At 64.6% G+C, this 26,468-nt stretch carries 25 protein-coding genes; 17 read left to right on the top strand and 8 right to left on the bottom strand.

The window, feature by feature from the left end; genetic code table 11:
* Positions 1 to 38: 38 nt before the first annotated feature.
* Both ACE3OA_RS19190 and ACE3OA_RS19195 read right to left on the bottom strand, forming a co-directional pair.
* On the bottom strand, positions 39 to 632 hold the full coding sequence (locus ACE3OA_RS19190) for a DJ-1/PfpI family protein (protein ID WP_374313765.1): 594 nt from the start codon (positions 630 to 632) through the stop codon (positions 39 to 41).
* 2 nt (positions 633 to 634) lie between these two features.
* Positions 635 to 1,627, bottom strand: a complete 993-nt coding sequence (locus ACE3OA_RS19195; RefSeq protein ID WP_374313767.1) for a GlxA family transcriptional regulator — start codon at positions 1,625 to 1,627, stop codon at positions 635 to 637.
* Between the two features lie 174 nt (positions 1,628 to 1,801).
* Here ACE3OA_RS19195 and ACE3OA_RS19200 point away from each other — a divergent pair, with 174 nt between their 5' ends.
* Complete coding sequence (locus ACE3OA_RS19200; protein WP_374313769.1) at positions 1,802 to 3,034, top strand: DUF2252 family protein; 1,233 nt, start codon at positions 1,802 to 1,804, stop codon at positions 3,032 to 3,034.
* 90 nt (positions 3,035 to 3,124) lie between these two features.
* The gene (locus ACE3OA_RS19205; protein ID WP_374313771.1) at positions 3,125 to 5,317 is read left to right on the top strand and encodes a PAS domain-containing sensor histidine kinase; all 2,193 of its coding nucleotides are present in this window, start codon (positions 3,125 to 3,127) and stop codon (positions 5,315 to 5,317) included.
* Between the two features lie 12 nt (positions 5,318 to 5,329).
* On the opposite strand, the gene ACE3OA_RS19210 is transcribed toward ACE3OA_RS19205, so the two are convergent.
* Positions 5,330 to 5,833: a PAS domain-containing protein gene (locus ACE3OA_RS19210; RefSeq protein ID WP_374313774.1), complete on the bottom strand. Its 504-nt coding sequence runs from the start codon at positions 5,831 to 5,833 to the stop codon at positions 5,330 to 5,332.
* A gap of 1,083 nt (positions 5,834 to 6,916) precedes the next feature.
* Between ACE3OA_RS19210 and acnA the strand changes: the two genes are divergently transcribed.
* The 4 genes from acnA (at position 6,917) to ACE3OA_RS19230 (ending at position 11,422) form a co-directional block, all read left to right on the top strand.
* Positions 6,917 to 9,640 carry an aconitate hydratase AcnA gene (gene acnA / locus ACE3OA_RS19215; RefSeq protein ID WP_374313776.1) on the top strand — a complete coding sequence of 908 codons (2,724 nt, stop codon included), beginning with the start codon at positions 6,917 to 6,919 and terminating at the stop codon, positions 9,638 to 9,640.
* Between the two features lie 185 nt (positions 9,641 to 9,825).
* Positions 9,826 to 10,257 (top strand): universal stress protein, encoded by a 432-nt coding sequence (locus ACE3OA_RS19220; protein ID WP_374313778.1) that lies wholly within the window; start codon positions 9,826 to 9,828, stop codon positions 10,255 to 10,257.
* 113 nt (positions 10,258 to 10,370) lie between these two features.
* Complete coding sequence (locus ACE3OA_RS19225; RefSeq protein WP_374313780.1) at positions 10,371 to 11,000, top strand: GNAT family N-acetyltransferase; 630 nt, start codon at positions 10,371 to 10,373, stop codon at positions 10,998 to 11,000.
* Positions 10,997 to 11,422: a thioesterase family protein gene (locus ACE3OA_RS19230; protein ID WP_374313783.1), complete on the top strand. Its 426-nt coding sequence runs from the start codon at positions 10,997 to 10,999 to the stop codon at positions 11,420 to 11,422. The genes ACE3OA_RS19225 and ACE3OA_RS19230 overlap by 4 nt, the downstream gene beginning before the upstream one ends.
* Here the strand turns inward: ACE3OA_RS19230 and ACE3OA_RS19235 are convergent.
* On the bottom strand, positions 11,419 to 12,933 hold the full coding sequence (locus tag ACE3OA_RS19235; protein ID WP_374313785.1) for a YifB family Mg chelatase-like AAA ATPase: 1,515 nt from the start codon (positions 12,931 to 12,933) through the stop codon (positions 11,419 to 11,421). The two genes, ACE3OA_RS19230 and ACE3OA_RS19235, sit on opposite strands and share 4 nt — an antisense overlap.
* A 478-nt stretch (positions 12,934 to 13,411) precedes the next feature.
* Here ACE3OA_RS19235 and ACE3OA_RS19240 point away from each other — a divergent pair, with 478 nt between their 5' ends.
* The 5 genes from ACE3OA_RS19240 (at position 13,412) to ACE3OA_RS19260 (ending at position 18,173) form a co-directional block, all read left to right on the top strand.
* Positions 13,412 to 16,069 carry an AAA family ATPase gene (locus ACE3OA_RS19240; protein WP_374313787.1) on the top strand — a complete coding sequence of 886 codons (2,658 nt, stop codon included), beginning with the start codon at positions 13,412 to 13,414 and terminating at the stop codon, positions 16,067 to 16,069.
* Positions 16,070 to 16,141: 72 nt separating this feature from the next.
* Positions 16,142 to 16,696 (top strand): GNAT family N-acetyltransferase, encoded by a 555-nt coding sequence (locus ACE3OA_RS19245; RefSeq protein WP_374313789.1) that lies wholly within the window; start codon positions 16,142 to 16,144, stop codon positions 16,694 to 16,696.
* A gap of 17 nt (positions 16,697 to 16,713) precedes the next feature.
* Entirely contained in the window at positions 16,714 to 16,920 is a 207-nt protein-coding gene (locus ACE3OA_RS19250) for a DUF1127 domain-containing protein (RefSeq protein WP_374313791.1), read from the top strand.
* A gap of 102 nt (positions 16,921 to 17,022) precedes the next feature.
* Positions 17,023 to 17,295, top strand: a complete 273-nt coding sequence (locus tag ACE3OA_RS19255) for a DUF4242 domain-containing protein (RefSeq protein WP_374313794.1) — start codon at positions 17,023 to 17,025, stop codon at positions 17,293 to 17,295.
* 209 nt (positions 17,296 to 17,504) lie between these two features.
* The gene (locus ACE3OA_RS19260) at positions 17,505 to 18,173 is read left to right on the top strand and encodes a CPBP family intramembrane glutamic endopeptidase (protein ID WP_374313796.1); all 669 of its coding nucleotides are present in this window, start codon (positions 17,505 to 17,507) and stop codon (positions 18,171 to 18,173) included.
* Positions 18,174 to 18,176: 3 nt separating this feature from the next.
* On the opposite strand, the gene ACE3OA_RS19265 is transcribed toward ACE3OA_RS19260, so the two are convergent.
* Genes ACE3OA_RS19265 through ACE3OA_RS19275 form a run of 3 tightly spaced genes read right to left on the bottom strand, consistent with a single transcriptional unit; the run spans position 18,177 to position 20,432 of the window.
* Positions 18,177 to 18,878, bottom strand: a complete 702-nt coding sequence (locus ACE3OA_RS19265) for a pseudouridine synthase (RefSeq protein ID WP_374313798.1) — start codon at positions 18,876 to 18,878, stop codon at positions 18,177 to 18,179.
* A 2-nt stretch (positions 18,879 to 18,880) separates the two neighbouring features.
* Complete coding sequence (locus ACE3OA_RS19270; RefSeq protein WP_374313800.1) at positions 18,881 to 19,921, bottom strand: class I SAM-dependent methyltransferase; 1,041 nt, start codon at positions 19,919 to 19,921, stop codon at positions 18,881 to 18,883.
* Positions 19,922 to 19,955: 34 nt separating this feature from the next.
* Positions 19,956 to 20,432 (bottom strand): GFA family protein, encoded by a 477-nt coding sequence (locus ACE3OA_RS19275; RefSeq protein WP_374313802.1) that lies wholly within the window; start codon positions 20,430 to 20,432, stop codon positions 19,956 to 19,958.
* A gap of 316 nt (positions 20,433 to 20,748) precedes the next feature.
* On the opposite strand from ACE3OA_RS19275, the gene ACE3OA_RS19280 reads away from it, so the two are divergent.
* The gene (locus tag ACE3OA_RS19280; RefSeq protein WP_374313804.1) at positions 20,749 to 20,910 is read left to right on the top strand and encodes a hypothetical protein; all 162 of its coding nucleotides are present in this window, start codon (positions 20,749 to 20,751) and stop codon (positions 20,908 to 20,910) included.
* Between the two features lie 34 nt (positions 20,911 to 20,944).
* On the opposite strand, the gene ACE3OA_RS19285 is transcribed toward ACE3OA_RS19280, so the two are convergent.
* Positions 20,945 to 21,778, bottom strand: a complete 834-nt coding sequence (locus ACE3OA_RS19285; RefSeq protein ID WP_374313806.1) for a helix-turn-helix domain-containing protein — start codon at positions 21,776 to 21,778, stop codon at positions 20,945 to 20,947.
* A gap of 206 nt (positions 21,779 to 21,984) precedes the next feature.
* Between ACE3OA_RS19285 and ACE3OA_RS19290 the strand changes: the two genes are divergently transcribed.
* The 5 genes from ACE3OA_RS19290 to ACE3OA_RS19310 form a co-directional block, all read left to right on the top strand.
* The gene (locus tag ACE3OA_RS19290) at positions 21,985 to 23,403 is read left to right on the top strand and encodes an iron-containing redox enzyme family protein (RefSeq protein ID WP_374313809.1); all 1,419 of its coding nucleotides are present in this window, start codon (positions 21,985 to 21,987) and stop codon (positions 23,401 to 23,403) included.
* Positions 23,400 to 24,887 (top strand): aspartate aminotransferase family protein, encoded by a 1,488-nt coding sequence (locus ACE3OA_RS19295; RefSeq protein ID WP_374313811.1) that lies wholly within the window; start codon positions 23,400 to 23,402, stop codon positions 24,885 to 24,887. The genes ACE3OA_RS19290 and ACE3OA_RS19295 overlap by 4 nt, the downstream gene beginning before the upstream one ends.
* Positions 24,884 to 25,696 carry a class I SAM-dependent methyltransferase gene (locus ACE3OA_RS19300; protein ID WP_374313813.1) on the top strand — a complete coding sequence of 271 codons (813 nt, stop codon included), beginning with the start codon at positions 24,884 to 24,886 and terminating at the stop codon, positions 25,694 to 25,696. Before ACE3OA_RS19295 ends, ACE3OA_RS19300 begins: the two co-directional genes overlap by 4 nt.
* A complete protein-coding gene (locus tag ACE3OA_RS19305; RefSeq protein ID WP_374313815.1) occupies positions 25,693 to 26,049 on the top strand; it encodes a Rieske 2Fe-2S domain-containing protein in 357 nt (118 codons plus the stop codon). Before ACE3OA_RS19300 ends, ACE3OA_RS19305 begins: the two co-directional genes overlap by 4 nt.
* Positions 26,050 to 26,153: 104 nt before the next feature.
* On the top strand, positions 26,154 to 26,468 hold a 315-nt coding region (locus ACE3OA_RS19310), incomplete at its 3' end, for an EamA family transporter (protein WP_374313821.1).

A 26,468-nucleotide genomic window follows, 5' to 3' on the forward strand; every position in this document is an offset into this window, starting at 1 on the left:
GGGCGCAAAAGGTGGGGGTGGGCAGGGTGAGGGCGGCTTTAACCGGCCGCCTTCATCCGCCAATCATATTCCATCTCGGCGATGACCATATCCACCAGCGCCTGATCGGTGAGGCGCTTCACCAGGTAAAGTGACATATCGATCCCCGCGGTGATGCCGCCGGAGGTCAGATACTTGCCGTTGTCAATGAACCGCGCCTGCGGTTGCACGTTGATCTTGTCGCTCACGGCCTTCAATTCGTCGATCGCGGTCCAATGCGTGGTGGCACGCAACCCGTCAAGCAGGCCGAGCTTGCCCAGGATCAGCGCACCGGTGCAGATGCTGGCGACGATCTCGGCTCCCCGGGCTTGCGCTGCCACCCATTCCAGGATGCGCGCATCGCGCATGGCGCGGCGGCTGCCATTGCCGCCGGGAATCAGCAGGATGTCGGCCTGCGGCGCGTTCTCCAGCGCATAATCAGGCACCACGGTGAGGCCGCCGACCGCATCGAGCGGTGCGTCGTTCAAAGCCACGGTGACGACCTTGAACGCGGCCGGTTCGCGCGCCTGGGCGGCGACGGAAAAGACTTCGAAGGGACCGGCGAAGTCGAGCACTTCGACATCCGGAAACAGCAACAGCGCGACGGTCTTCATGGTCAGGCAACTCCCGATGTCTGGAAATGCTGGCGGAACTGGCTGGGCGTGACGGCCAGATGGCGACGGAACGTGCGGCGCAGGCGCTCGGCGCTGCCGAAGCCGAAGCGTGCCGCCACTTCCTCGATCTGCTCGCGGCCGGCGGCGAGGGCGGCGCGTGCCGCGTCGATCCGCGCTGCCGCCACGAAAGCTGCCGGTGTCAGGCCGGTTTCCTCCAGGAAGCGGCGCGCAAAATGCCGCGGGCTCATGGCGACGCGTTCCGCCAGATTGTCGATCCGCAAGGGCTGCTCGAGATGAGCGAGGATCCATTGCTGCAGGCCGGCAATCTTGCCGGGCGTCGTGCCTTGCGCCTTCAAGGCCGGGCTGAACTGTGCCTGGCCGCCGCTCCGGCGCATATAAAGGACGAATTCGCGGGCCAGCGCCGCCACCACGTCGTTGCCCAGATCTTCCTCGATGAGGGCCAAGGCCAGATCCATGCCGGCACTGATTCCGGCCGATGAATAGAATTTGCCGTCGCGAATGAAGATCGGATCGCGCTCGACCGTCACTTTGGGATAGTCGGCGGCGAGTTGCTCGCAACGTTCCCAATGCGTGACGGCGCGGCGGCCGTTGAACAGGCCGGCCTCGGCCAGCAGCAGGGCGCCGCTGCACACCGACGCCACGCGCCGGCATTGCGGTGCCTGCCGCTGCAGCCAGCCGATCACCTTCTTGTCGCGAAGCTGGGCATCAACCCCGATGCCGCCGGCCACCAGCAGCGTGTCGACGCCCTTCAACACCGGGCCGATCCGGCGCGTCGCCGCGAGGCAGAGGCCGGCCGACGTGGTGACGAGCCCCGGCTTCGCGGCAGCGAGGCTGACCGCATAAGCGCGATATCCGGCAAAATCATTGGCGGCGGCAAAGAGCGACATCGGCCCGGATATGTCCAGGAGATGCGCATCCGGATAGATGAACATCGCGATCTCGCGCGGGGCCTTGCGGCGCGGGGCGGCACACATGCGCGCTTCCTTTCCGGTTTCGGTTCCGGATTTCATCCTGCACGGCACCGTCTATGGCAGCAATGACATTTCCCCGGCATTTTCTGCCATCACCTGGATGACCCGGACAGGACAATGATCCACGTCACAGAAGGAAAAGTAGCGATCGGGCGGATGGCGGGGCATAGTAACGTCATGAAACGCAAGAACATCGCGACGGAACTGGCCGCGCTCAAGCAGCGCAAGATGAGCCAATCGGCCTTTGCCTGGTATCGTGGCACGGCACCCGATTTCTATGGGCAATGGCTGAAGCCGGTGCTGGGTATCGCCGCCCCTTCGGTCTGGCTCAACGGTGACATGCATCTCGAGAATTTCGGTACCTATCGCGGTGACAATCGGCTGACCTATTTCGATATCGGTGATTTCGACGACGCCTGCCGGGGGCCGGCGGTGATCGATCTGCTCCGGTTCCTTACCGGCATCATTTTGGCAGCACCCGAACTGGGCCTGGCGCGCAAGGAGGCGAAGGGCCTTGCCGCCTATGGATTGGAGCGCTATCGCAGCGCACTTGCCGACGGCAAGCCGCGCTGGCTGGAACGGCGCACGGCCCGCGGCGCAATCGGTGAATTGCTGACCGATCTCGAACGCCGCAGCCAGGCCGATCTTCTCGACAAGCGCACGGTCGTAAAAGGCGGCGAGCGCCGCTTGCGGTTCGATACCGGCAAGGCCATCAGGCTGGAAGGGGCCGAAACCGATGCCGTCAGATCGGCCCTGCGGCGCTTTGCCAAACGCCGCGCCCATCCCGAGTTTTTCGACGTGCTGGATGTGGCGCAGCGCGTTGCCGGCCTCGGTGCCTTGGGGCGACCGCGCTACGTGGCGCTCATCAAGGGCAATGGCGGCAAGGACGGACAGTCGCTCATCGATCTCAAATCGCAGCCGGGTTCGGCGCTGGTGAAGGCCCTGGCGAAGGCCGGCCATCGTCAACCGCCTTTCGCCAGCGAGGCCGAGCGCGTGGTGAAGGTCGAATATCATCTGCAGGCAGCCGCACCCGCTTTTTTGACCGAACTCAAGATCGGCGCCGATGATTTCACTTTCCGCGAATTGCAGCCCGACCAGGACAAGCTTGAAATCGTGCATCTGGCCGGCGACGCCGCGCGGCGCGAGGAAGCGATCGGTGCCATGGGCGATCTCATGGCCTGGGCGCAGCTGCGCGCCGGTGGCTGGCGGAAGAGCGCCACGATCGATAACCTGATGGCCTGGGCCGGCGGATCGGCTTGGAGTCGCAGCTGCGCAAGGCCGTTGCTGGCGCTGGCCGATTCGGCAGCCAGGACCAGCAATAAGAGTTGGCAGAAATTTACTTCGAGCAAAAATTCTTGCACGGAAATCGAGAGAAAACCGGGACGGCGCAAAATTGTCTCAAATGCTTGATATTGTTAAGATTGCCCCATGTTACTGAGCCGGGTATAAGCTGCACCGACCCCTGGTGACCCTCAGCTGATCCTGGAAAGACTCCCGACAGTGAGCGACGGCACCCTCTCGATTCTCAGCGCGGCTCCGACCTTGGGCCTTACCAACCTTGCTCTGGCGCTGACGCTGGTGGCCGGTTTCCGGCTGCTCGGCCTGTTGGGATGGCGCGGCTACGGGCGACTTGGCCGTGCCGGTGCCGGGCTGTTGTTCGGTTGCTTCGTGATTGCGGCGCTGGGACTGGTCCGCTTGGGCGTCGCGCTGCAACCATCGCTCGCGGCGACCGATTGGGCCTCCTGGCGCGACAGCGCCTTTCTCATGTCTCCCTTCATTCTGCCGTTGCTGGCGGCCTTGCGCCTCGATGCGCTGCTCGGCCGACTGGCAGCGATCGCCATCGTGCTGCTTGCCGTGCCGGTGATGGGCCTGCCCGGCCTCGGGCTTGCGGCGATCGCTGCCGTGGCCGCTATCTTTCTGCCGCCGGCCCTGCGCCGCTGGGACGCATTGCATGATGACCGGCACTTTGCCGCCCTCGCTTATGTGCCGGCGCTGCTGCTGGTGCCGGCAGCGCTTGCCCAAACGCCCCTCGCCATGGGCCTCGGCGCCTTGGCGCTTCTGGCCTACGGTCCCGCTTTGCTCGGCATGGCCCGCCTGCTGCTCGCGGACCCGGTCACGGCAAAATCGGCGACCGATGCCGCCCCTGAGGAAGAACTGAGAGCCGCACCGCTCATCAGCCGCACCATTGCCGATCTGCCGGAGGGCGTTGCCGTGTTCGATGCGGCGGACCGGCTGGTTGCCTGCAACGCGACCTATCGGCGACTCAATCCCATCATCTCCGACCTTCTCGTCATCGGCACCAGCTATGCCGATCTGGTGCGCGCCAGCATCCTGCGCGGGCAAAGCCGGGAAGAGACGTCGGTGGCCGATCCGGAAGCCAGCATCGCCGACTATCTGGGACGCCATCGCCAATTGCCCTGGCGCTTTGAAACGCCGGGGCCCGACGGCCGCACCCTGCTGGTCATCGAATCGCGGACCGCCGAGGGCGGCACCCTGCGCCTGATGACGGATGTCACGGCGATCAAGGGGCGCGAGATGCGCCTTACCGAACTCGCCCAGCGCAACGAGGTCCTGGCGACCGTGGTGGGCGCCGTTTCCAGCGGCATCATCATCTGCGATGCGACCAAACCGGGCCACCCGGTAAGCTTCGTCAACGCCGCCTTCACCCGCATGACCGGCTACGCGGCCGAGGAGATGATCGGCCGCAACTGCCGCATCCTGCAGGGGCGCGATACCGATCCCGAAGCGCTCGACCGATTGCGCCGGGCGCTGGCGCAGCACCGGTCGATCAGCGTCACCTTACGCAACTACCGCAAGGACGGCCGCACCTTCTGGAACGAGCTGGCGATCAGCCCGATCACCGACGAACAGGGCCGCATCCTGCAATTCGTCGGCATCATGAGCGACGTCACCCAGCGCATCCGTGCTGAGGAAAGCCTGCGCGAGGCGAAGAACCAGGCCGAGCTTGCCAACCGCGCCAAGTCGGAATTCCTCGCCAATGTCAGCCACGAACTGCGCACGCCCTTGAACGCCATCATCGGCTTTTCCGAAGTGATGAAGATGGAGCTGTTCGGCATGCTGGGCACGCCGAAATACCAGGATTATGCCAAGAACATCTATGACAGCGGCAACATGCTGCTGTCGCTGATCAACGACATCCTCGATCTCTCGAAGATCGAGGCCGGCAAGATGGAGCTGCATCCAGAACCTGTCGCCGTCGCCGACGTGTTCGATTCGGCGATGATCCTGATGCGCGAACGGGCCAAGAATGGCGGTGTCCAGCTGCGGGCCGAGGTGGCACCGGATCTGCCGCCGCTCTTTGCGGATCTGCGTGTCACCAAGCAGATTGTGACCAATCTTGTTTCGAATGCTGTGAAGTTCACGCCCAAGGACGGCACGGTCGAACTGATCGCCCGGCGCCTGGATGCGACCCAGGCCGAAATCATCGTGCGCGACACCGGCATCGGCATCGCCAAAGCCGACATCCCCGAGGTGTTGAAGCCTTTCATGCAGGTCGACGGCGCCTTGCAGCGGCGGCAATCGGGGACCGGGCTGGGGCTGCCCATCGTCAAATCGCTGACCGATCTCTCCGGCGGTTCCTTCACGCTGGAAAGCGAGCTTGGCCAGGGCACTGTGGTGACGCTGCACTTACCGCTCGCCAGCGACAAGGCGGCCCGTAGCGCAGCGGAATAGGGCCAGGGGGCGCTAAGTCAGCCTTGGTATGGCTGCCGTGCAGCCCAGGAACTTCGCACCGCCATCGGCGTCGGGCCGCAGAGGACAGATCAGAGCTTCAAGCTCGATCCAATGCCGTTCAATGAGCTCCAGCCGGCCGATCGTCCGCAATGGACGCTTCGCCTGGGCGACGAAGGTGAGCAGGGCCGCCGAATCGCGCATCACCGGGTCGCTGGCATTGCGCTGCCAGATCCAGCCCTTCTTGATCCCGAACAGGCGGATATATTCTTCACCGGCCAGGCGCAGTTCATACCCTTCGGCCACGCTGGCGATGATGTAGAGATTCTCGGCGATATCGCCAAAGGCGGTGATGTCGAAATCCTCGCGCCGCGGCAACTCGGTGCCGGTATGTGCATTCCACCAGGCGAAAATGCGGCGCAGCGGCGCCGTTGCAAAATCCTCGGGCCGCGCCCAGTCGATGCTGCGCCCGGCCAGCCCTGGCCAATGCGGAATGGGTGGGTCGGAATGATGAATCATGACCCGATCATAGCTTCACCGCGACGGAAGCCAATCTTGGAATGTGCGCGTAATAAATGCCGGCACCGAAATTCCGGCAAAAAAGAACCGCGCTGCCGGGAAGGCGCGCGGTGCAGTGTGGCGGTTGCATACTTCGATCACGTTGGCGGCAATACGAGATCATATTGTCGCCGCCTGAAGAAGGCGGCGCCGCGCCCAGGGATCAGCCGGAGGCGTGCGTCGCCGCCTCAAGAAGGCGGCGCCGCGCCCAGGGATCAGCCGGAGGCGTGCGTCGCCGCCTCAAGAAGGCGGCGCCGCGCCCAGGGATCAGCCGGAGGCGTGCGTCGCCGCCTCAAGAAGGCGGCGCCGCGCGCCGGGGGATGGGGATGGCGCGCGGCGGCCTGCCCTTCACACCGCGCCATTCGGGGGTAGGGACTGGCGCGGTTCTCGGCCTGGGTTCCGCTGCTCGGCGCGCGGGCACCGGTCAGGAGGAACCCTTCGAGGGGCATCCGGGCGAATGGGCCGACCAAACGCCTGGGTCGCAATGGGACGGAAAGGGGGATGGCCTTCCGGTCCCGAAGGCACTCTTCACTTGCCCTGTGTCCCGTTTAGGACGGGAATGTGGCAAGAATAAGGAATTGGCCGTCTCGGCAGGGCCCGGGGTGGCGGCCGGAATCCGGCGCCCCTCAGATCGTCAGCCCAACTTTTCCTGTGGGTAGGCTGCGGAATTTCACTCTCTCGGTACGCGTAAAACTACTCTAATTGCATCTAACTTAAGGATTAACCAAGCGACGCCGGACGGTACGGCCCCTAGGGAAGATTTCCCTTGAGATTCCGGGACTTTGCCGCCCTTTGCCCCTCGCTGGGACCGGTCCTTCATGGTAAATTAGCCGCCATTCGACTCGGTTTGCCCACGCCCCGGCAGAGCAAGGGGCAAGAACGGGGTCGTGAGTTGGTCATGATCGGGGATCGATCTTAGGTTTTATGTCCTGCTAGCCTGGGCGGTCGGCCCAATTGCCAGCCGCATATCGCAGCCGAGGAGCGCATGACGCTGCGCCAGGGAGTGGGGTCGCTGATATTGCGCCGCAAACTGGGAGTGGTTCCGTGCCTCAATTGAACAGTCTGAAAACCCGCAAGAGCCTCAAGGTCGGGTCGAAATCCTATGATTACTTCAGCCTGAAGGCGGCCGAAAAAACCTTAGGGGATCTCTCGCGCCTGCCCAATTCGATGAAGGTGCTGCTGGAGAACCTGCTGCGCTACGAAGATGGCAGCAGCGTCACGGTGAAGGACATCCAGGCGGTCAAGAAGTGGCTGAAGGACAAGCGCTCGGACCGCGAGATCGCCTATCGCCCGGCCCGCGTGCTCATGCAGGATTTCACCGGCGTTCCCGCCGTGGTCGACCTCGCCGCCATGCGCGACGCGATGAAGGCCTTGGGCGGCGACCCGCAGAAGATCAATCCCCTGTCGCCGGTCGACCTCGTCATCGACCATTCAGTGATGGTCGATTTCTTCGCCGGCCCCGGCGCCTTCAAGAAGAATGTCGACCTCGAATATGAGCGCAACGGCGAACGCTATGAGTTCCTGCGCTGGGGCTCGATGGCCTTCGACAATTTCCGCGTGGTTCCGCCGGGAACCGGCATCTGCCACCAGGTCAACACCGAGAATCTCGCCCAGGTCGTCTGGACGCTGAAGGAACCGGCGACCACGGTGAAGGGCAAGAAGACGCCCGCCAAGACGGTCGCCTATCCCGACACGCTGGTCGGCACCGACAGCCACACCACCATGGTCAACGGCCTCGCTGTGCTGGGCTGGGGTGTTGGCGGCATCGAAGCGGAAGCCGCCATGCTCGGCCAGCCCATCTCGATGGTCATTCCCGAAGTGATCGGCTTCAAGCTCACCGGCAAGCTCAAGGAAGGCACAACGGCGACGGACCTCGTCCTTACCGTCACGCAGATGCTCAGGAAGAAGGGCGTCGTCAACAAATTCGTCGAATTCTACGGCCCGGGCCTCGATGATTTGGCGCTGCCGGACCGCGCCACCATCGCCAACATGGCGCCGGAATATGGTGCCACCTGCGGCTTCTTCCCCGTGGATGCCGAAACGATCCGCTATCTCAAGGCCACCGGCCGCAAGGCTGATCGCATCGCCCTGGTCGAGAAATATGCCAAGGCGCAGGGGATGTGGCGCGACAAGAAAAGCCCGGATCCCATCTTCACCGATTCCTTAAGCCTCGACATCTCGACGGTCGAGCCGAGCCTTGCGGGGCCGAAGCGTCCGCAGGACCGCGTGCCGCTCAACACCGCGGCGGAGAGCTTCAAGAAGAACCTGGTCGACGTCTTCGGCCGCAAGGGGAATGAGAGCGCCGTCGGCGTGAAGGGTGCCGATTGGGAAATCGAGGACGGCGCCGTCGTCATCGCCGCCATCACCTCCTGCACCAACACCTCGAATCCTTCCGTGATGCTGGGTGCCGGTCTCGTGGCGAAGAAGGCTGTCGAACTCGGCCTCACCGTGAAGCCCTGGGTCAAGACCAGCCTCGCGCCGGGCTCGCAGGTGGTGACCGATTATCTGAAGAATGCCGGCCTCAACAAGCCGCTCGACAAGCTCGGCTTCAACCTCGTGGGCTATGGCTGCACCACCTGCATCGGCAATTCGGGTCCGCTCCCGGAACCCATCGCCGACGCCATCACCAAGGGCGATCTGGTGGCGGCCGCTGTCCTTTCCGGCAACCGTAATTTCGAAGGCCGCGTCAATCCGCATTGCAAGGCGAACTACCTCGCCTCGCCAATGCTCTGCGTGGTCTATGCCCTGGCCGGGTCGATGAAGATCGACATCACCAAGGACCCGATCGGCTATGGCAAGAAGGGCAAGCCGGTCTATTTGAAGGACATCTGGCCGACCACCAAAGAAGTGGCCGACACGGTGGCGAAGGCCGTGAAGCTATCCGACTTCAAGAAGCGCTATGCCGACGTCTTCAAGGGCGACGCCAATTGGCGCAAGGTCAAGACGGCCAAGGGCCTTACCTATGCCTGGCCCAAGGTCTCGACCTATGTCGCCAACCCGCCTTACTTCCAGGGCATGAAGAAGGAGCCGGGCACGATCAGCGACATTCGCGGTGCGCGTCCGCTGGCCATCCTCGGTGACTCGATCACCACCGACCATATCAGCCCCGCGGGGTCGATCAAAAAGGACGGCCCGGCCGGCCAGTATCTGATCGCCAACGGCGTGCAGCCGGCGGATTTCAATTCATATGGCGCACGTCGTGGCCATCATGAAGTGATGATGCGTGGCACATTTGCCAATATCCGCCTGAAGAACGAGATGGCGCCGGGCACCGAGGGCGGCGTTACGCGTTATATGCCGGCCGGCGATGTGATGTCGATCTATGACGCCGCCATGAAGTACCAGAAGGACAAGACCCCGCTGGTCGTGGTGGGCGGCAAGGAATACGGCACCGGCTCCAGCCGCGACTGGGCAGCCAAGGGCACCCTGCTGCTGGGTATCAAGGCGGTGCTGGTGGAGAGCTTCGAGCGCATCCACCGCTCCAACCTCGTCGGCATGGGCGTCCTGCCGCTGATGTTCAAGGGCGACATGACCAGGAAGAGCCTCGGCCTCGACGGCTCGGAAATCTTCGACATCGTCGGACTCGCGGGTCCCGGCAAGGCCGGCAATATCAAGCCGCGCATGGACGTGCCGGTGAAGATCACCCGCGTGGGCGGCAAGGTCGAGGAGATCGTCGTCACCTGCCGCATCGACACCGCGGAAGAGGTCGAATACTACCGCCATGGCGGCGTCCTGCCCTATGTGTTGCGGAATCTGGCCGGGGTGTAAGCGCCCGGCCAAAGACCCGACCCGAAGCGGCCGTGTGGATTCCGATCCCACGGCCGCTTTGTTTCGGTCCATTTTCGACACATTTCCGGTTGATTTAGGTCAAGCAATCACCCCCACCCGCGGTGCATGATTGCTTCGGGTGGGGCAGTGCGCCCGCACGCCGATATACCGGAGGAAAATGGATCATGGCCATCAAGAGAATTCTCTGCGCGATTGACGGATCGAAGATCACCGGTCGGGTTGCCGGCTGCGCGGTCGAGCTGGCGCAGGCGACGGGGGCGAAGCTGACCTTTCTCACCGTCAATGTCGTGCCGACCCGCGCGCGGCGCACGCATTATTGGGACGCCGAATCGATGAATGCCGCCGCTGCCCAGTCCGACAAGCAATTGGCCTCGGCGGTGAAGTCGGCCAAGGCCGTGAAATTCGACAATTACGATTGCGTCGTCGCCAATGGCAGCAATGTGGCGGACGCCATCGTCTCCTATGCCGAGAAGAACAAATCCGACCACATCGTCATGGGCACCAACACCACCAACGAGCTGGCGCGGCTGTTCCTGGGGTCGGTGGCGACCGCCGTTGTCTCCCATGCCTCGGCGCCGGTGACCGTCGTCAAATAAGCCGGCAGCATTGCCTGCCGCTCATGAAAGCGCCCGGGATCTGCCGGGCGCTTTTCTTTTGCCGCCACTCTCGCTAGGAATGATCGGTCCTCGCAATCAGGTTCCGCAAAGCTATGACCAATCCAACGCTGCCACTGGGCTATTCGCCGCTGGCCCCCGGGCAAATCGCCAATGTCGTCACCTGCCTGGAAATGCTGGCGCCGCCGGCGCCGCGCGCAGCCCGGGCGGGGGATGAAAAATTCCGCCTCGTGCCCTGGAAAGCGACGCTTGATGAATTCCGCGCGCTTTTCCGCCGTGTCGGTGAGGATTGGCTGTGGTATTCGCGCCTCATCATGGCTGACGCCAAATTGCAGGCGATCCTCGATGACGAAAATGTCGATCTCTATCGGCTGATGGATGGCGACGCGGTCCTGGGCCTGCTGGAGCTCGATTTCCGCGAGGCGGGGCAATGCGAGCTCTCCTTCTTCGGCGTCGTGCCGGAGGCGATCGGCAAGGGCGCCGGGCGCTATCTCATCGATCGCGGCATCCATCTCGCCTGGAACCGGCGCACTGGCCAGGCGCCGATCGAGCGCATGTGGGTACATACCTGCACCTTCGATCACCCCAATGCGCTGAGCTTCTATCAAAAGGCCGGCTTCGTGCCTTATGCCTTCATGGTCGAGGTGCAGGATGACCCGCGCCTCACCGGCACCTTGCCGCGCTCGGCCGCCCCGCATATCCCGCTGGTGGAGCGCGTACTGTGAAGGAGACGCTGCAGGTCGGCGATACTCACACCTTCCGCTTCACCGTGACGGACGCGAAGACGGTGCCGGCCCTCTATCCCGAATCGCCCGATTTCCGCGCCATGCCGGCGGTCTTTGCCACCGGCTTCATGGTGGGGCTGATGGAATGGGCCTGCATCGATGCGCTGAAACCCCATCTCGACGAAGGCGAAGGCAGCCTCGGCATCCATATCGACGTCACCCATGTGGCGGCGACGCCCCCCGGCATGGAAGTGACGGTGCATGCCACCTGCACCAGGATCGACGGCCGCCGCATCGCCTGGCATGTCCGCGCCGAAGACGAGGTGGAACTGATCGGCGAAGGCAGCCACCAGCGCGCCATCGTGCGCTGGGACCGCTTTGTGCCCAAGGTCGCGGAGAAGGCGGAGAAAGCGCGGCGCTAACCGGCCCGGCTTGGTGCGATGCGTCGATAGCTGAGTGCTTCGGCGATGTGGAGCGCTTTCACATCGGCAGCGCCGGCAAGGTCGGCGAGTGTGCGGGCGACGCGTAGCACGCGGTGATAGCCGCGGGCCGAGAGGCGGAATTTCTCGACCGCTTGCGTCAGCAGGCGGCGGCCTTCCGCATCGGGAGCAGCGAGCGCTTCCAGCAACTCGCCATCGGCCTCGGCATTCGAGCGCAGATTGTGCGCGACATAGCGCTCGACCTGGCGGGCACGGGCAGCGGCGACCCGGGCCGCCACCTCGGCCGACCCTTCCGCCGGCGGCGGCAGGGAAAGATCGGCGGCGGAAACCGCCGGCACCTCGACATGCAGATCGATGCGGTCGAAAAGCGGGCCGGAAATGCGCGACTGGTAATCGAGCGCGCATTTGGGCGCCTTGCCGCAACCCAGCGACGGATCGCCAAGATGCCCGCACCGGCAGGGATTCATCGCCGCCACGACCTGCACGCGCGCCGGATAGGTCACATGCGCATTGGCGCGCGCGATGGAAACGCGGCCGGTTTCCATCGGCTGGCGCAGGGCCTCCAGGGTCGAACGCTGAAACTCCGGCAATTCGTCGAGGAAGAGGACACCGAGATGCGCCAGGCTGATCTCGCCCGGCCGCGCGCGGATGCCGCCGCCGACCAGCGCCGGCAGGCTCGCCGAATGATGCGGGTCGCGAAACGGGCGCCGGCGCAGCAGCCGTCCTTCGGCGAGATTGCCGGCAAGGCTGTGGATCATGGTGACTTCCAGCGCTTCCGCTGGCGAAAGCCCCGGCAGGAGCCCCGGCAGGCGCTGCGCCAGCATGGATTTGCCCGAACCCGGCGGGCCGATCATCAACAGATTGTGCCCGCCGGCCGCCGCGATCTCCAGCGCGCGCTTGGCGCTCTCCTGCCCCTTGATGTCCCTGAGGTCGAGGGTCGAACCCTGATCCTCCGCCATCTTCGGCTCGGGTGCGCGGAGCACCTGCTGGCCCTTGAGGTGGTGGATGAGCGCCAGCAGATTGTTCGGCGCCACCACATTGATCTCACCCGCCCAAGCCGCCTCGCCACCCTGGGCCGACGGGCAGATGAGGCCGAGATCGTTGGCCGCCGCATGCAGCGCCGAAGGCAGCACGCCCGCCACCGCCGCCACCGACCCGTCGAGCCCCAATTCCCCCAGCACGACGAAACTGTCGAGCGCCGACGCTTCGATCACCCCCATCGCCGCCAGCAGCCCCAGCGCGATGGGAAGGTCGAAATGCGACCCCTCCTTGAGGAGATCCGCCGGTGCCAGATTGACCGTGATGCGCTTGGGCGGCAGCGCCAGCCCGATCGCCGTCAACGCCGCCCGCACCCGCTCCCGCGATTCCCCCACCGCCTTATCGGGGAGACCGACGAGCGTGAAAGCCGGCATCCCACCGGAGACCTGTACCTGCGCATCCACGGGCCGCACATCGACGCCTTCAAATGCAACGGTACGAACGCGGGCGACCATGGGGGACCTGGAGGGGGTTGACCGGGGGTTGTCGGGGTAAATCGTGAACAATCATCGCGCGCATACTGGCAAAACCGTTCCGGTTTGACAACCCGGGGTCGAATGAAGGGATTTCGGCTCGCCGAACGCTGCTGCATCCTGTGGCCAGGTCCCCAACCCTCTTCGCGCAATTTAAAATCCGCACTCCTAAATTCAGCTTTATCTGATGCTTGCGGTGCACGCCACATCTCGCTGGCGCGGCGTACGGCGGTGGATACAGCCGGGTGCAAGGCTCGGGCTCATTTTCTTAAAGCGACAGAGAAAGCGGTGTGATCCAGTTCACAAAATGCCACTAACACGGGGGCAAGTCCTGGAAATGGAGCGACCTCGGCTTGCGGAGTGTGAATCACGCATGGTACCGCGGGGCCCTCAATCGCCAGGGCATGCCCAGGGCATCCTCTGCCACCAGGGCATCCTTCGCCGGGAGACAATGAAGATCATGAGTCTGCTTGAGCGCGAGTCACATCTGACGTCACTGGTCACCTGGGCCTGCGAAGCCGCCAATGGCGCGGGACGGATCGTCCTGCTGCGGGGCGAGGCGGGGATCGGCAAGACGTCCTTGCTGCAGCAATTCACGAATGATCAATCGGGCGACCTCTCCTTGTGCAAGGCGGGCCGGTTGTTCCGCATTCTCTGGGGCGGGTGCGAAGCCCTGTTCACGCCGCATCCACTGGCGCCACTTTATGACGTGGCGCGGCAGATCGGCGGCGCCTTTCCAGCGGCGCTCGAAGCCGCCGGCCGGCGCGAGATGGTCTTCAACCTTACCATTGAGGAACTGACGCGCAGTTCCCTTCCCACCATCCTCGTCTTTGAAGACGTGCATTGGGCCGACGAGGCGACGCTGGACCTTATCAAGTTCCTCGGCCGGCGCCTGGCGACACTCGGCATCCTGCTCATCGTCAGCTATCGCGATGACGAGGTCGGCGACAAGCATCCCTTGCGTGCGGTCATCGGCGATCTGCCGCCGGCCAATGTGCGGCGTCTGGAACTGGCGCCCTTGAGCGCCGAAGCCGTGGCCTGGCTTGCGGCCTCCGCCGGGCGTTCGGCAGCCGGCCTTCATGAAGCGACCGGCGGCAATCCCTTCTTCGTTACCGAGGCCCTGGCGGTCAGCGACGACAAGGTGCCGGCCACCGTGCGCGATGCGGTCATGGCGCGCCTTGCCCGCCTCTCGCCGGAATCGCGGTCGCTCGCCGACATCGTTTCTCTGATTCCCGGCAAGGCCGAACGCTGGCTGCTCGACCGCACCGTCGGCGACAACAGCGCCGCCATTGAGGAATGCCTCGCGGTCGGCATGGTCGTCTTGCCGGAAGGGCCGGTCGCTTTCCGCCACGAACTGGCCCGGCGCGCGGTCGAGCAGAATGTGCCGCTGCCGCGCCAGCGCGATCTTCATGCCTGCATCCTCTACGCCCTGGAAAACCATGCGGCGGAGGAAGTGGTGGCGGCGCGCCTAGTGCATCATGCCGACCGGGCGCAGGACCGCGCCGCCGTCCTGCGGCTGGCGCCGCTGGCGGCGGAAAGTGCAGCACGCCTCAGCGCGCATCGGGAAGCCGCCGCCCATTACGAGACGGCCTTGCGCTATGCGGCGCAATTGCCGCCGGCCGAACATGCCCAGCTGCACGAGAAGTTCTCTTATGAATGCTATGTGATCGACCGCGCGCCGGACGCGATCGCCGCGCGCAAGGCAGCGCTGACACTGTGGCGCCAGGTCGGCGAGCGCTTACGCGAGGGCGATAACCTGCGCTGGCTGTCGCGCCTCTCCTGGTTCAACGGCCAGAAGGCCGAGGCAGAGCAATATGCCCGCGAAGCCATCGCCTTGCTTGAACCGCTGCCGCCTGGCCCCGAGCTCGCCATGGCCTACAGCAATTGCGCGCAGCTCTACATGCTCTCCAATCGCACCGCTTTGGCGTTGGAATGGGGCGCCAAGGCGATCAAGCTTGCGACCGCACTCAACGAGATGGAAATCCTCAGCCACGCCCTCAACAATGTGGGCACGGCCAAACTGACCAAAAGCGACCTCAGCGGGCAAAGTGAACTCAAACAGAGTCTCGCCCTGGCGCTTGACGGGGGTTTCCGCGAACAGGCGGCGCGCGCCTACACCAACCTTGCCACCCGCGCCGTTGGCATGCGTGAATTCAAGATGGCGCGCAGCTATCTCGATGACGGCATTTCCTTCTGCGAAAAATACGATCTCGATGCCTGGGGCCGGTATATGACCGTCCTGCGCGCACGCATGGAAATGGAACTGGGCAACTGGGCCGAGGCGGTGGCCGATGCCGAAGCCGTGGTCCGCCATCCGCGCACGGCGCCGATCAGCAAGATACCGGCGCTGATCGTCCTCGGACTGATCCGCGCGCGTCGCGGCGAGGAAGGCGTGGCGCAGCTGCTCGATGAAGCGCGCAGCCTGGCACTTCCGACCGGCGAGATGCAGCGCCTCGGCCTCGTCACCATAGCGCGCGCCGAGGCCGCCTGGCTGCAGGGTGACATCGCCGCCATGGCGGACGAGCTCGCCTGGACCGCGGATCTTGCCGCCCAGCAGCCGGAACCCTGGATGGATGGCGAGCTTGCCTTCTGGCGCTGGCGCTGCAATCCCATGATCCGCAACGTCGATGGCTGCGCCGGCCCTTTCGTCGACCAGATTGCCGGCGCCCGGCACAAGGCCGCCGCCGCCTGGCGGGCTTTCGGCTGCGACTATCAATGCGCCATGGCCCTGGCCGACAGCGAAGACGAACAGGATTTGCGCGCGGCCTTGCAGATCTGCGACCGACTGGGCGCCGCACCGCTTGCCGGCATCCTGCGCCGCAAGCTTCGGGCCGGTGGCATCCGCGGCATCTCGCGCGGGGTGCAGGAACGCAACCGCCAGAACCCGCACGGCCTCACCACGCGCGAGCTCGGCGTTCTCTCGCAGCTCACCGAAGGTTGCCGGAACGCCGATATCGCAAGGCGCCTGTTCGTCTCGGAAAAGACCGTCGATCATCATGTCTCCTCGATTCTGGCGAAGCTCGGCGTGCGCTCGCGCGGCGAGGCGGCGGCCATGGCCAACCGGCTGGGTCTTGCACCCACATTCGAGGTGGCGAAGGTTGCCATGGGGAAAAAATAGGGAATCCTCCCGATGTGCCTGGATGCCGGCACACCTAGGTTTCAGGCTCCGATAGCTCTTCAAGGACCTGATATGAACAATGCCATCAAGGCCGAGCCAAATCCGGCGGCCTTCAATATGAGTGCCGACATCGTCCGCGCGACGACCGACACCGAACTGGATCATGTGCGCGGATTGATGCGCGACTTCGTGGCGTGGCACCGCTCGCGGCACCACCAGGATCTCGCCCTCATCAACCGCTATTTCGATGCCGCGACCTTCAACCGCGAATTGGACGAATTGCCGGGCGTCTATGCGCCGCCGCATGGCGCACTTCTTGTCGCCTATCACCGCGGCCAGCCGGCGGGCTGCGTCGCCTTGCGCAATCTCGGTCTTGGAATTTGTGAAATGAAGCGGATGTTCGTCGGCGACGCCTTTCGGGGCCTCGGCATCGGCCGGGCGCTGGCCATGCGCGTCATGGCGCAGGCGCGCGAGGTCGGCTACCGCACCATGCGGCTCGACACCAGCAAGCGCCAGGCGGAAGCGATCCGCCTCTATGAGAGCTGCGGCTTCAACCGCATCGAACCCTATTACGCCATGCCGGCGGAAATGCGCGACTGGCTGGTCTTCTATGAGCGGGAGCTTTGATCATGGCAGGACCCGTCATGAGCAAGCGCTATTTGCCCGCCGCCGAAATGCCGGCTGTGCGCAAGAAAATGCTGGCCGACACGATCGACCGGCTCCTGTTCTGGCTCGAACGCAGCCGCCAGCGCCGTCGCCTCGGCCGGCTCAGCAACCATATGCTGAAGGATATCGGCCTGACCCGTGCCGACATCGAGTTCGAAATGCTCAAGCGACCCTGGGAAGGATGAGGACAAAATAGGGAAATCTCCCGATGTGAGGGCGTGGCCCGGGCCATAGGCTGCGCTCTGCCGGCAGGTCCCGTGCCCGGAAACCAGATCAGGAGAATTGACATGCCTCGCTATGTCGTTGAACGTGAATTCGCCGCCGGTCTCGTCGTGCCGATCAATGACGAGGGCGCCAAGGCCTGCCTCAAGGTGGTCGATACGAATCTCGCCGATGGCGTGACCTGGGTGCATTCCTATGTCAGCACCGACAAGAAGAAATCCTATTGCATCTATGACGGTCCCAATCCGGAGGCCATTCGCCGGGTGGCCGGCAAGACCAATCTGCCGGTCGACAAGATTTCCGAAGTCCGCGTGCTGGATCCCTACTTTTACAGCTGAGATCCGCATGCCGGTCCGGGGCGGCGGCGCTTGTCATGCCGCTGCTGCCCCGTTCCTCTGTATTCCGTCCGTGCCGCAGCCCTGAAATTATTCCAGCCGATGCCCCCCAACGCCGCTGGAATGTGATGGCCGTCACAGTCCGCCCCGACCGCCAGCTGGCATGCTGGCGTTTTGGGGCGGACACATGATGTGGCCATGGGGTGCCAGCCATGACGGATATCGAGGCGTTGATCACAGGGCAGCAGCTGCGGACCGATCCGGTTCCCCGGTCGCAGCGGCTGCTGCTCTGTGTCCTTCTGGCCATTCTCGCCATGTTGCCGACCCAGCTTTACCGTCTGGCACAGGATCAGGCGCTGCCCTGGCTTCTGGCTGACTATGCCGGCCGGTTCATGGCCATCGGTGTCCTCTTCGTCCTGCCGGCCGGGCGCTGGTGCCTGAAGCAGAAGGATGATCTCAAGGTCGGCACGCTCGAAGCCGCCCTCTGGGTGCTCGGCATCGTGCTGCTGTTCCAGGCCACCCCCATCGAAGCCTATCTCGGCGCCCTGTTCCCGCAGGCGCCGCTGGGGGACTATCCGCAACCCAAGGGCCTGCTCTATGCGATCGACATCACCTTGGGGCTCGGCCTGGTGGCGCTCCATGAGGAGCTCATCTTCCGCAAGCTCGCCAACCAGGCTCTTTCAGCCCTCGGCTGGGGATCCTGGCGCGTCATTCTGGTCAGCGCGGTTCTCTTCGGTCTCATTCACTGGTGGCGGGCCCCCGCCGGCATGATCGCGGCGGCAATCTACGGCGCCCTTGCCATGGCCTGCTACCGCCGCACCGGCTCGCTCTGGCCGATCGGCTTCACCCATTACCTGCTGGACTATCTCTCCTTCGCCTGACCTTCAGGGCAGAATGACCTGGGCAATCTCTTCCGCCGTCAGTTCGCGCCATTGTCCTTCCGGCAAATCGCCCAGGGTCAGTGCGCCGATGCTGGACCGGTGCAGTGCCTCGACATGGTTGCCGATGGCGGCGAACATGCGCCGCACCTGATGATAGCGTCCCTCATGCAGGGTCAGACGCGCGGTCTTCTCGCCGGTCACGTCAAGCTCGGCCGGCAGCAGCGGCTTGGTTTCCGATTCCAGCATCATTGTCCCGCTCGCAAAAACGGCGGCCTCGGTGCCCTCGAGCGGCCGCGCCAGGGTCACTTCATAGATTTTCGGCACGTTCGACTTGGGCGAGATCACACGGTGCAGAAAGGCGCCGTCGGCGGTGAAGAGCAGCAGGCCGGAGGTGTCGCGATCCAGCCGGCCGATGGGCGAGATGGGCGGTTTACGGAACCGCCAGCGCATCGGCAGGATGTCATAGACGATGCGGCCCGGATCCTTGGTCGAGCAGGTGACGCCCAGCGGCTTGTTGAGCATGATGACGGCGCTGGCATCCGGGTCGAGCGGCTTGCCGTCGAAGCGGATGTCCTTATGCGCGATGCTCGTGTCGAAATCGAGCTCGCCGCCGGCGGCATCGGTGATGCGGCCATTGCGGATGAGGGCCATCATCTCCTTGCGGCTGCCATAACCCAGATTGGCGAGGTGCTTGACCAGCTTCATTCCTATTTTTCCGCCTCGATGATCTTGTATCCGTCGGCAACGGCAACGATCCGCTGCCGGGCGAAATGCCCGGCGAAGGTCGCCTCATAGGGGAGATGCTGGTTGGCCACGATCAGCATGCGTCCGCCGGGTCTGAGTGCTTTGGCGCCGGCGATGATGAAGGCCTGGCCGAGATCGATCCGGTCGGCCTTGCCCGTATGAAAGGGCGGATTGCTGACGATGAAATCATAAAAACCGCGCAGCCCGGTGGTGACGTCATGCCACAGGAAATCGAGCGCCACGCCATGCGCCAGCGGCGGCAGGTTTATTTGGGCCAGTTCCAGCGCCACGCGCTCCGCTTCGTAGAGATCGATGCCCGTCACCCGCGGGCAGCGCGCCAGAATCTCGGCGCTGAGATAGCCGAAGCCGCAACCGAGATCCGCACCTTTCCCCGCAAGATCGGCGGGCAGGTGCCTGGCCAGCAAAGCCGATCCCGCATCGATGCGGTCCCAGGCAAAAAGACCGGGCCGGCTGAGGAAGCGCGCATCCTCACTCAAGCGCCGCGCTTCGCCCAGCCTTGTCCAGGCCAGCAACAGGTCGCGGTCGATCCGTGCCGGGTCGATCCTGGCCCAGAAGACGCGGCATTTGTTCTTGGAGAGCGAGATGACGTCGCCGGCAAGAGCACCGAGATCCGATTCCAGCGACCGCGCCCCTTCGCCGTTGGCCGCAGCAGCCATCACGATGCCGCCGGCACCGGCGCGCGCGACGCTCTCAGCGAGCACGAAGCGCGCCTCGTCGCGCTGGCGCGGCGGCAGGCTGATGACGAGCGGGAAGGGGCCTTCCGGCGTCTCGGCGCCCGCGTCGGGCGCGCGGAAGCCCAGCGACAATTCCCTGGCGAAGGGCAGAAAGCTCTGCCGGCAGATGAAGCGCTCGCGGGGCACGCCGCTTTCGCGCAAAGCGGCGCCCATGCGCGCGCGCAGGAACAGAATCTGGCCTTCCGTCGGCCAGGACAGGGCGCCGGTGGCAAAGGGCAGAAACAGGCTATCGAGAGCTGGGTCGAGCATGGCGACCGTTTAGCCGAATTTTCCGCCCTTGTCGCTATTCGGCGCTTCCGTTCTGCGGTGGCGTCGGATCGTAATCCTCAAAGGCCTGCGATTGGGGGACGCCATCGGCAATGGTGTAATAGTCGCCCTTGTCCGCGACGAAGATATGCCGATCCAGGGTGAGCCCCGTGGGGCTGTCGAGCGAGCCTGCCGTGATGCTGACATAGGACAGGCCGTTCCCTTCCCAGAACAGGTTCGATCCGCAGATGCGGCAGAAGCCGCGCCGCGCCGTGTCGGAGGAAGTGAACCAGGTGAGGTTCTCGGCGCCTTCGATGGCGAGGTCGCCGCTCATCGCCGCCGTGGCGGTCATGAAGTTCCCGGTGGCACGCCGGCATTGCGAACAATGACAGGCAATGACCGGGCGCAGCCTGCCCGTCACCTGGTAACGGACGGCGCCGCACAGGCACTGTCCGCTTCCGCTCTTCTGGGTGGCTTGGTCCGGGGTGGCTTGCTCCCGGGTGGCTTGATCCATGTGTCCCTCGCGGATGTCTGCCGCAAGCTTGACCCTGCGACACCGGAGCGCGCTGTCGTCCCGGCGACCCCCTCTTGCCAGGACGCCGCCACCCGGCTAGAGTTTCGCGCATGAGCAAGAACCTGACCCTCTCCGCTGCCGTGTCGCTCGGCCAGCGATTTTGGTACCGCTGGTATAACCCGGCGGCCTGAGAGGTATTCACACCTTCGCTTCAAGACATCAGGGCCGCCTTCCACCAGGCGGCCTTTGCTTTTCCAGTGATTGGATAATCCGGGTGCCGATTTGGGGGAGGCGGTCTCAACCAAGGAGACCGACCATGACCCGCTTCGATTTCGACGTTATCGGCGATGCCCCCGTGCTGAAATCGCGCCGACCCGACAACACCGCGCCACAACGACCCGAGGTGCCGGCAGTCACGCTGCCGCCGGAGACAGTCGGGCAACCGGATGCCGCAAAGCTGCGCGAGAATGCCGCCTGAAGGGCGCTATTCCCCGCTCTTCAAATGGGGCTCTTCAGATGGGGCCCTTCAGATAGGCGCCGGGGGTGACGCCCATGATCTTGCGGAACATGGTGATGAAGGTGCTGGGATTGGCAAAGCCCAGCTCGAGCGCCACGCTCTTCACGGCGCGGCCGGAGCCCAACAGCGTGAGGCTTTTCAGCACCCGCATCTGTTCGCGCCAGCGATGGAAGGTGAGGCCGGTCTCCTGCATGAACAGGCGCTCGATGGTGCGGTCGGACGTGCCGACGCGCTCGGCCCAGTCCTTGAGGCTGCGGCGATCGCCGGGATCGGCAGTCAATGCCGCGCAGATCGGCCGCAAGCGCCGGTCGCTCGGCATCGGTATGTGCAATTCGCTGGCCGGCATGGCGATGATCTGGTCGAGCAGAACTTCGGCGATGTGGGCATTGGGCGTGCCGGGCGCAAAATCCTTCGGATCCGGTGCCTGGGTCGAAATGACGGCGGCCAGGATCAACTCGCGCAGCAAGGGTGAAACGGCCAGCGAGCAGGGCAGGGGCGGCAGACCGGCACGTATATCCGGCTCGACATAGAGTGTCCGCATCGCCGCTGCCTGGTTGATGCGGATTTCGTGTTCGGTGCCGCCCGGCACCCAGACGCAGCGGTTAGGCGGCGCCACCCATTGTCCATGGGCGGTCTCCACCGTCATCACGCCGGCGCAGCAATAGATCAGCTGCGATTTCCGGTGATAATGCGGTTCGATATGCCAGTCGGCCGGATAGTTGATCGGCACCACCAGGACCGGAACCGGCACGGCATCGACGTCGAACCATTGCGCGTCGATGGCTTCGCGCACCGCTGCCGAAAATTTCTGCGCTTTCGCCTGGGGCATGATTGCAGCCGATCCGTTCACTGCCGCCCGGTCGCGGCGGGGCAGCACGCGCCGACGATTATGGGCGCTCCATGGCCCCTTTCCCACCCCGAAAATAAATGTAGCGCCGATGTATTTTACTCGGCCTGGTTGTGGCGTTCGAATACAGGTTGTGTAGAATATAAATACATATCGTTTAAGTTGTAGATGCGAAACGGAGGCGACACATGACCTCTCTTGTCGACGCAGCTTGCGACCCGATCACCCTGTTCGCTGGCCTTTCCTTTCAGGCGGAAGCGCGGGCCAGCGAATGTCTGATCGCGGGCGATCCCTTCCGCCGCCCGACACGGGCCAAGGATCTCCCCTTCATCCCGCTCGACCGGCCGCTGGGCCCAGACCGTCTCGCCAGCAACAGCGCTCTGGTCCTGCACCGGCTGCTCTTCAACGCTTATGAAACCGATCTCCTCTTCCTGCCGGCGGCCAGGGACGCCGCCGAACCGGACTGGGATTCCTTCGACGCATTCTACGGCCCGCAATCCATTGCCTGCGCCCAGGCGGCCAGGCCCCGGCTGGAACATCTCGCCTTCGCCGGCCTCGAGGCTGAAATCGATCTTGCCGGCAAATGGTCGCCGGCGCTGACCCTGGCCTATTTCCAGGACTTTCTCGCGCGCGAGCAGGCAGCTTCGGCCGAACCGGAAGAAAACGATCCGCTGCTCGCATCTCTGCTGTCGGCAGAAGATCCGCAGGCAGTTGCCCGGCACTATCTGGTGCAGATGGCGCCGGACTTTCTGTCCGAAGCCTCCGCCATGGCGCGCCTTTCCCCCGGCGCCTACGGGCCGCTGCAATCCGCGCTCTTCAACGTGCTCATCGACGAATACGGCGCCGCCGTTCACGCTGCCAAGCACAGTTCGCTCTTTGAAACGGTCATGGCCAGCGTCGGCCTCGACCCGCGCCCGCATGCCTATTGGCAATTCTACCAGCCGGGCAGCCTGGCGCTGGTCAACTACTTCCATTGTCTCGCCGCCAACAAGGGGCACTTCTTCCGCTATCTCGGCGCGCTCTTCTATACGGAAGCGAGCCTCGTCAACGTCACCGGCCGGCAAAGCCGCGCCTTGCGCCGCATCTTCGGCAAGGCGATCGATACGCGCTATTTCGACGAACATCACCATATCGACCGGCATCACAGCCGCATGGTGCTGACCCGCCTCATCGAACCGGCCATCGCTGCCTATGGGTCCCGTGCCATCGCCGGCATCCTGCGCGGCTTTGAGGAATTGCGCCTGCTGCAGGCGGCCGCGGATCGCGATCTTGCCGCGCAGATCAACTGGGCCGGGCAATTGCGCCGGAACGATCCACGCGTCGCCGGCCTCATTGCGGCGTGGCGCGCCGGATCGGGCCCAGGTGAAACTTTCCGTGAGGTCAGCGACGAACGTTCGACCACGCATATCCATCCGGACGACCGCCTGCTTCTCCTTGAAACGGGCAGCATGGATTTCTTCCCCTTGGCCGGCGTCAATTTGGCGCTCAAGGCCGGCGACCATCTCTTCATCCCGCAGGGGCGGCTGCACGGTTCCATCGTCACCGCGCCGGAATGCCTCTATCACCAGCCGATCCTCTCTCCAGACGTCGCTCGGACGCTGGCATGAGCTGCGCCGGCCGCGCGGTACTGGGCGACCACCGCTTCGAGCTGCCGCCGGAGGTCGCGGAACGATTGCTGCAGGAAGCGGCGGCGACCCTCACCCGACGCCTCTATCAGCCCGAACCCATCACCGTCGCCACCACCGACCGCGCCGCGATCCAGCGCCTGCTGCCCATCGATCTGCCGCGGCAGGGCGGCGGGGCAGGGCGGTTGCGCCAGATCCTGTTCGACGAGTTCCTGCCCCTGATGCGCGACTACCGCCATCCGCTGCATCTCGGCCACCAGCGTCCGGCGCCGAGCTTTGCCAGTCTCTATGCCGATTTCGCCGCCGCCGCCTTCAACCCCACCGTCACCATGTTCGAAGGCGGCCCCTATTCGGTCGCGGTCGAGGGTCGTGTGCTGGATTGGATGAAGCGTCTGGTCGGCTATCCGGCAGATGCCGTCGCCACCATGGTGAATGGCGGGGCCGAGGCACATCTCACCGCCTTGCTGGTGGCCCGCGACCGCGTTCTGGCAGAAGGCCATGCGTCGGAAGATCTTCGCCTCCTCATCGGGCAACAGGCGCATTACACCCTGGCGCGCGGTCGCCACATCCTGGGCCTCCCGCCGCAGGCGCTCGTCACCATTCCCTGCCGCGCCGATCTCACGCTGGATATGGATGCACTCGCCACGGAACTCACATCGCTCGGCCGGGCCGGCAAAAAGGCTATGGCCGTCGTCGCCAATGCCGGATGCACCGCCAATGGCGCCTTCGACGATCTCGGGCGCATGGCCGAACTCGCCGCTGCCGCCGGAACCTGGCTGCATGTCGATGCCGCCCATGGCGGCGCTGCCCTCCTGAGTGCCCGCCAACGGCATAAGCTCCGTGGAATCGACCGTGCCGACAGCATCGTCATCAACCCGCACAAGATGTTCTTTGTGGCCGCCCCTTGTTCGGTCCTGCTATGCCGGCACCGGGCGGAATTCGCCGCCAGCCTCGATGTCGGGCTGGAGACGGCCAGCTACGTGATCCCTGATTCGACGACGCTGCACGATATCTCCGACGGCGATGAACCCTTGCGCTGGACATTGGCCTGCACCCGCTTCTTCTCGGCGTTTCGACTCTATGCGGCTCTCTCGACCTATGGCGCCGATGGGCTTGGTGCCCGCATCGATCATGCCTGCGACCTTGCCGGATATCTCCATGACGAGGTGACGGCATCGGGTGATTTCGAAAGCCTGTGCCGGCCGGTCTTCAACATGGTCTGCTTCCGCTATCGCCCAGCGGGAATCGGCCATGCGCAACTCGATGCGCTCAATCGCACCTTGCGCGCCCGGCTGGCCTCGGGGCCGGACGCCTATCTCACCGGCTGCGAGGCGCAAGGCGTCTATTGGCTGCGCGCGCAGATCATGAGCGAGCATGTCGACCGCTATTCCTTGTGCGATCTCCTGCCGCTGCTGCGGCGCTACGCCGCCCCACTCATCGCCAGCCTGAAAGGATCCGCCCCATGAGCCTCTTGGTGACGACCGACAGCGATGCCCCGGCCCTGGCCGACATGTGGTCGATCAGCGGCCAGCTGCTGCATACCCCGCTCTATCGCCGTACCCATGCCGCATTGCTGGCGGCGGCGATCGGCGATCGTGACGTGGCCCTTCTCGACGCCGCCTGCGGCACCGGCTTTCCCCTGCTTGAACTGCGCCGGATGGGCTTTACCGATCTCACCGGCGCCGATGCCGATGCCGATCTGCTGGCGCGCTTCCGCGCGGCCATAGCGGCGGATGCGACGCTGTGCGATTGGCGGCCTGACCTCATCCTGGCCCGCTGGCAGGAATTGCCGCAGCGGATCGCGCGCCGTTATGACGTCGTCCTCAATGTCGATGCCGCCATCGGCTTCATGGATAGCTGGCTGCCCGGCGAGATGCGCGCAGGTGAAGCGGCGATCTTTGCCCGTGTGACCGAGGTATTGCGTAATTTCCACGCCGTGACGCGGCCCGGCGGCCGCTTCTTCATCGGCCTGCAGAAGAACAATCACAAGGGCAACCGCTACTACCCGATGTTCGTCGGCCGCATGCAGCTCGGCGGGATAGAGGCCGAGGCGCATTGGAACATGAGCTATGACTGGCAGCGCCGCATCAAGACCTGGGTCAATGTGGTGACGGCCGGCGGCAGGACCCATGAGCAGACACGCCATTCCTATCTCTTCGACCTCGCCGAACTGGCCGATCTGCTGCGCGCGGCCGGGTTTGCGTCGGTCGAACAACTGCCGACGCCGGATGCGCTTTACGAGGACATCCTCGTGGCAAGGCGGGGACCGCTATGAGCCGGGGCGGCGAAACGTCCACGCGCTATCGCTTCGTCGAACTTGCGGTCGGGCTGAACGAGATCTGGTGCGGCGAGGCGCGCGCCTTCCTGCTGGCGCCACCGGACGCTACACCCACCATCATTGATGGGCGCTGCCCACATCGTGGCGGGCCGCTGGCGCTGGGCCATTACGATTGCCGCGACCGGCAATGGCGCTGTCCCTGGCATGGGCAGAAGCATGCGCTGCCGGCCCTTCGGGCCCGCGCTTTGCCGGCCATCCGCCGCGGGCCGCATTGGCTGGTCGCCATCGAAGCGGCGGCGCCGATGGACGAAGCCATCTGCCTCACCCGGTGCATGCGACCTTTCGGCTGACCCAATCCGGCTACCCTTTGTCGGATTTGCGGGACTTTGCGTGCTCGGATCGCGGGAAGGACCATGCGACATTGTCGCGGCCGCTTTGGGAGACTGCCTTGTCCGTGCCGCTGTTCCAGGAACTCGACCCCGTCTTGGTCCGCGCCAGGACCGAACGCCAATTGGGCATGCTGCTGGTGCTGGGGGCGGCGCTCGCCTGGAGCACGGCCGGCTTCTTCACCCGTGTGGTGCATACCGATCTTTGGACCATGCTGGTCTGGCGCGGCGGGCTTGGGGCCGTGGTGCTCTTTGCCTTCATGCGCCTGCGCGACGGGCCGCAATGCTGGCTGGTCCTGCGCCGGGCCCGGGCATCGTTCTGGATCGCGGTGTTCATAACGGCCCTCGCCATGCTGGTCTTCATCGCCGCCCTCAATCTCACC

The sequence above is a fragment of the Dongia sp. genome, from assembly GCF_041906375.1.
In the GTDB taxonomy this organism is placed as follows: domain Bacteria; phylum Pseudomonadota; class Alphaproteobacteria; order Dongiales; family Dongiaceae; genus Dongia.

Coding starts and splice junctions, on each gene's coding strand:
- ACE3OA_RS19245 (WP_374313789.1), top strand. CDS start 16,142: ATGAACAATGCCATCAAGGCCGAGCCAAATCCGGCGGCCTTCAATATG.
- ACE3OA_RS19265 (WP_374313798.1), bottom strand. CDS start 18,878: ATGAAGCTGGTCAAGCACCTCGCCAATCTGGGTTATGGCAGCCGCAAG.
- ACE3OA_RS19220 (WP_374313778.1), top strand. CDS start 9,826: ATGGCCATCAAGAGAATTCTCTGCGCGATTGACGGATCGAAGATCACC.
- ACE3OA_RS19290 (WP_374313809.1), top strand. CDS start 21,985: ATGACCTCTCTTGTCGACGCAGCTTGCGACCCGATCACCCTGTTCGCT.
- ACE3OA_RS19210 (WP_374313774.1), bottom strand. CDS start 5,833: ATGATTCATCATTCCGACCCACCCATTCCGCATTGGCCAGGGCTGGCC.
- ACE3OA_RS19275 (WP_374313802.1), bottom strand. CDS start 20,432: ATGGATCAAGCCACCCGGGAGCAAGCCACCCCGGACCAAGCCACCCAG.
- ACE3OA_RS19235 (WP_374313785.1), bottom strand. CDS start 12,933: ATGGTCGCCCGCGTTCGTACCGTTGCATTTGAAGGCGTCGATGTGCGG.
- ACE3OA_RS19200 (WP_374313769.1), top strand. CDS start 1,802: ATGAAACGCAAGAACATCGCGACGGAACTGGCCGCGCTCAAGCAGCGC.
- ACE3OA_RS19190 (WP_374313765.1), bottom strand. CDS start 632: ATGAAGACCGTCGCGCTGTTGCTGTTTCCGGATGTCGAAGTGCTCGAC.
- ACE3OA_RS19225 (WP_374313780.1), top strand. CDS start 10,371: ATGACCAATCCAACGCTGCCACTGGGCTATTCGCCGCTGGCCCCCGGG.
- ACE3OA_RS19295 (WP_374313811.1), top strand. CDS start 23,400: ATGAGCTGCGCCGGCCGCGCGGTACTGGGCGACCACCGCTTCGAGCTG.
- ACE3OA_RS19240 (WP_374313787.1), top strand. CDS start 13,412: ATGAGTCTGCTTGAGCGCGAGTCACATCTGACGTCACTGGTCACCTGG.
- ACE3OA_RS19195 (WP_374313767.1), bottom strand. CDS start 1,627: ATGTGTGCCGCCCCGCGCCGCAAGGCCCCGCGCGAGATCGCGATGTTC.
- ACE3OA_RS19305 (WP_374313815.1), top strand. CDS start 25,693: ATGAGCCGGGGCGGCGAAACGTCCACGCGCTATCGCTTCGTCGAACTT.
- ACE3OA_RS19270 (WP_374313800.1), bottom strand. CDS start 19,921: ATGCTCGACCCAGCTCTCGATAGCCTGTTTCTGCCCTTTGCCACCGGC.
- ACE3OA_RS19300 (WP_374313813.1), top strand. CDS start 24,884: ATGAGCCTCTTGGTGACGACCGACAGCGATGCCCCGGCCCTGGCCGAC.
- ACE3OA_RS19255 (WP_374313794.1), top strand. CDS start 17,023: ATGCCTCGCTATGTCGTTGAACGTGAATTCGCCGCCGGTCTCGTCGTG.
- ACE3OA_RS19280 (WP_374313804.1), top strand. CDS start 20,749: ATGACCCGCTTCGATTTCGACGTTATCGGCGATGCCCCCGTGCTGAAA.
- ACE3OA_RS19250 (WP_374313791.1), top strand. CDS start 16,714: ATGAGCAAGCGCTATTTGCCCGCCGCCGAAATGCCGGCTGTGCGCAAG.
- ACE3OA_RS19260 (WP_374313796.1), top strand. CDS start 17,505: ATGACGGATATCGAGGCGTTGATCACAGGGCAGCAGCTGCGGACCGAT.
- ACE3OA_RS19285 (WP_374313806.1), bottom strand. CDS start 21,778: ATGCCCCAGGCGAAAGCGCAGAAATTTTCGGCAGCGGTGCGCGAAGCC.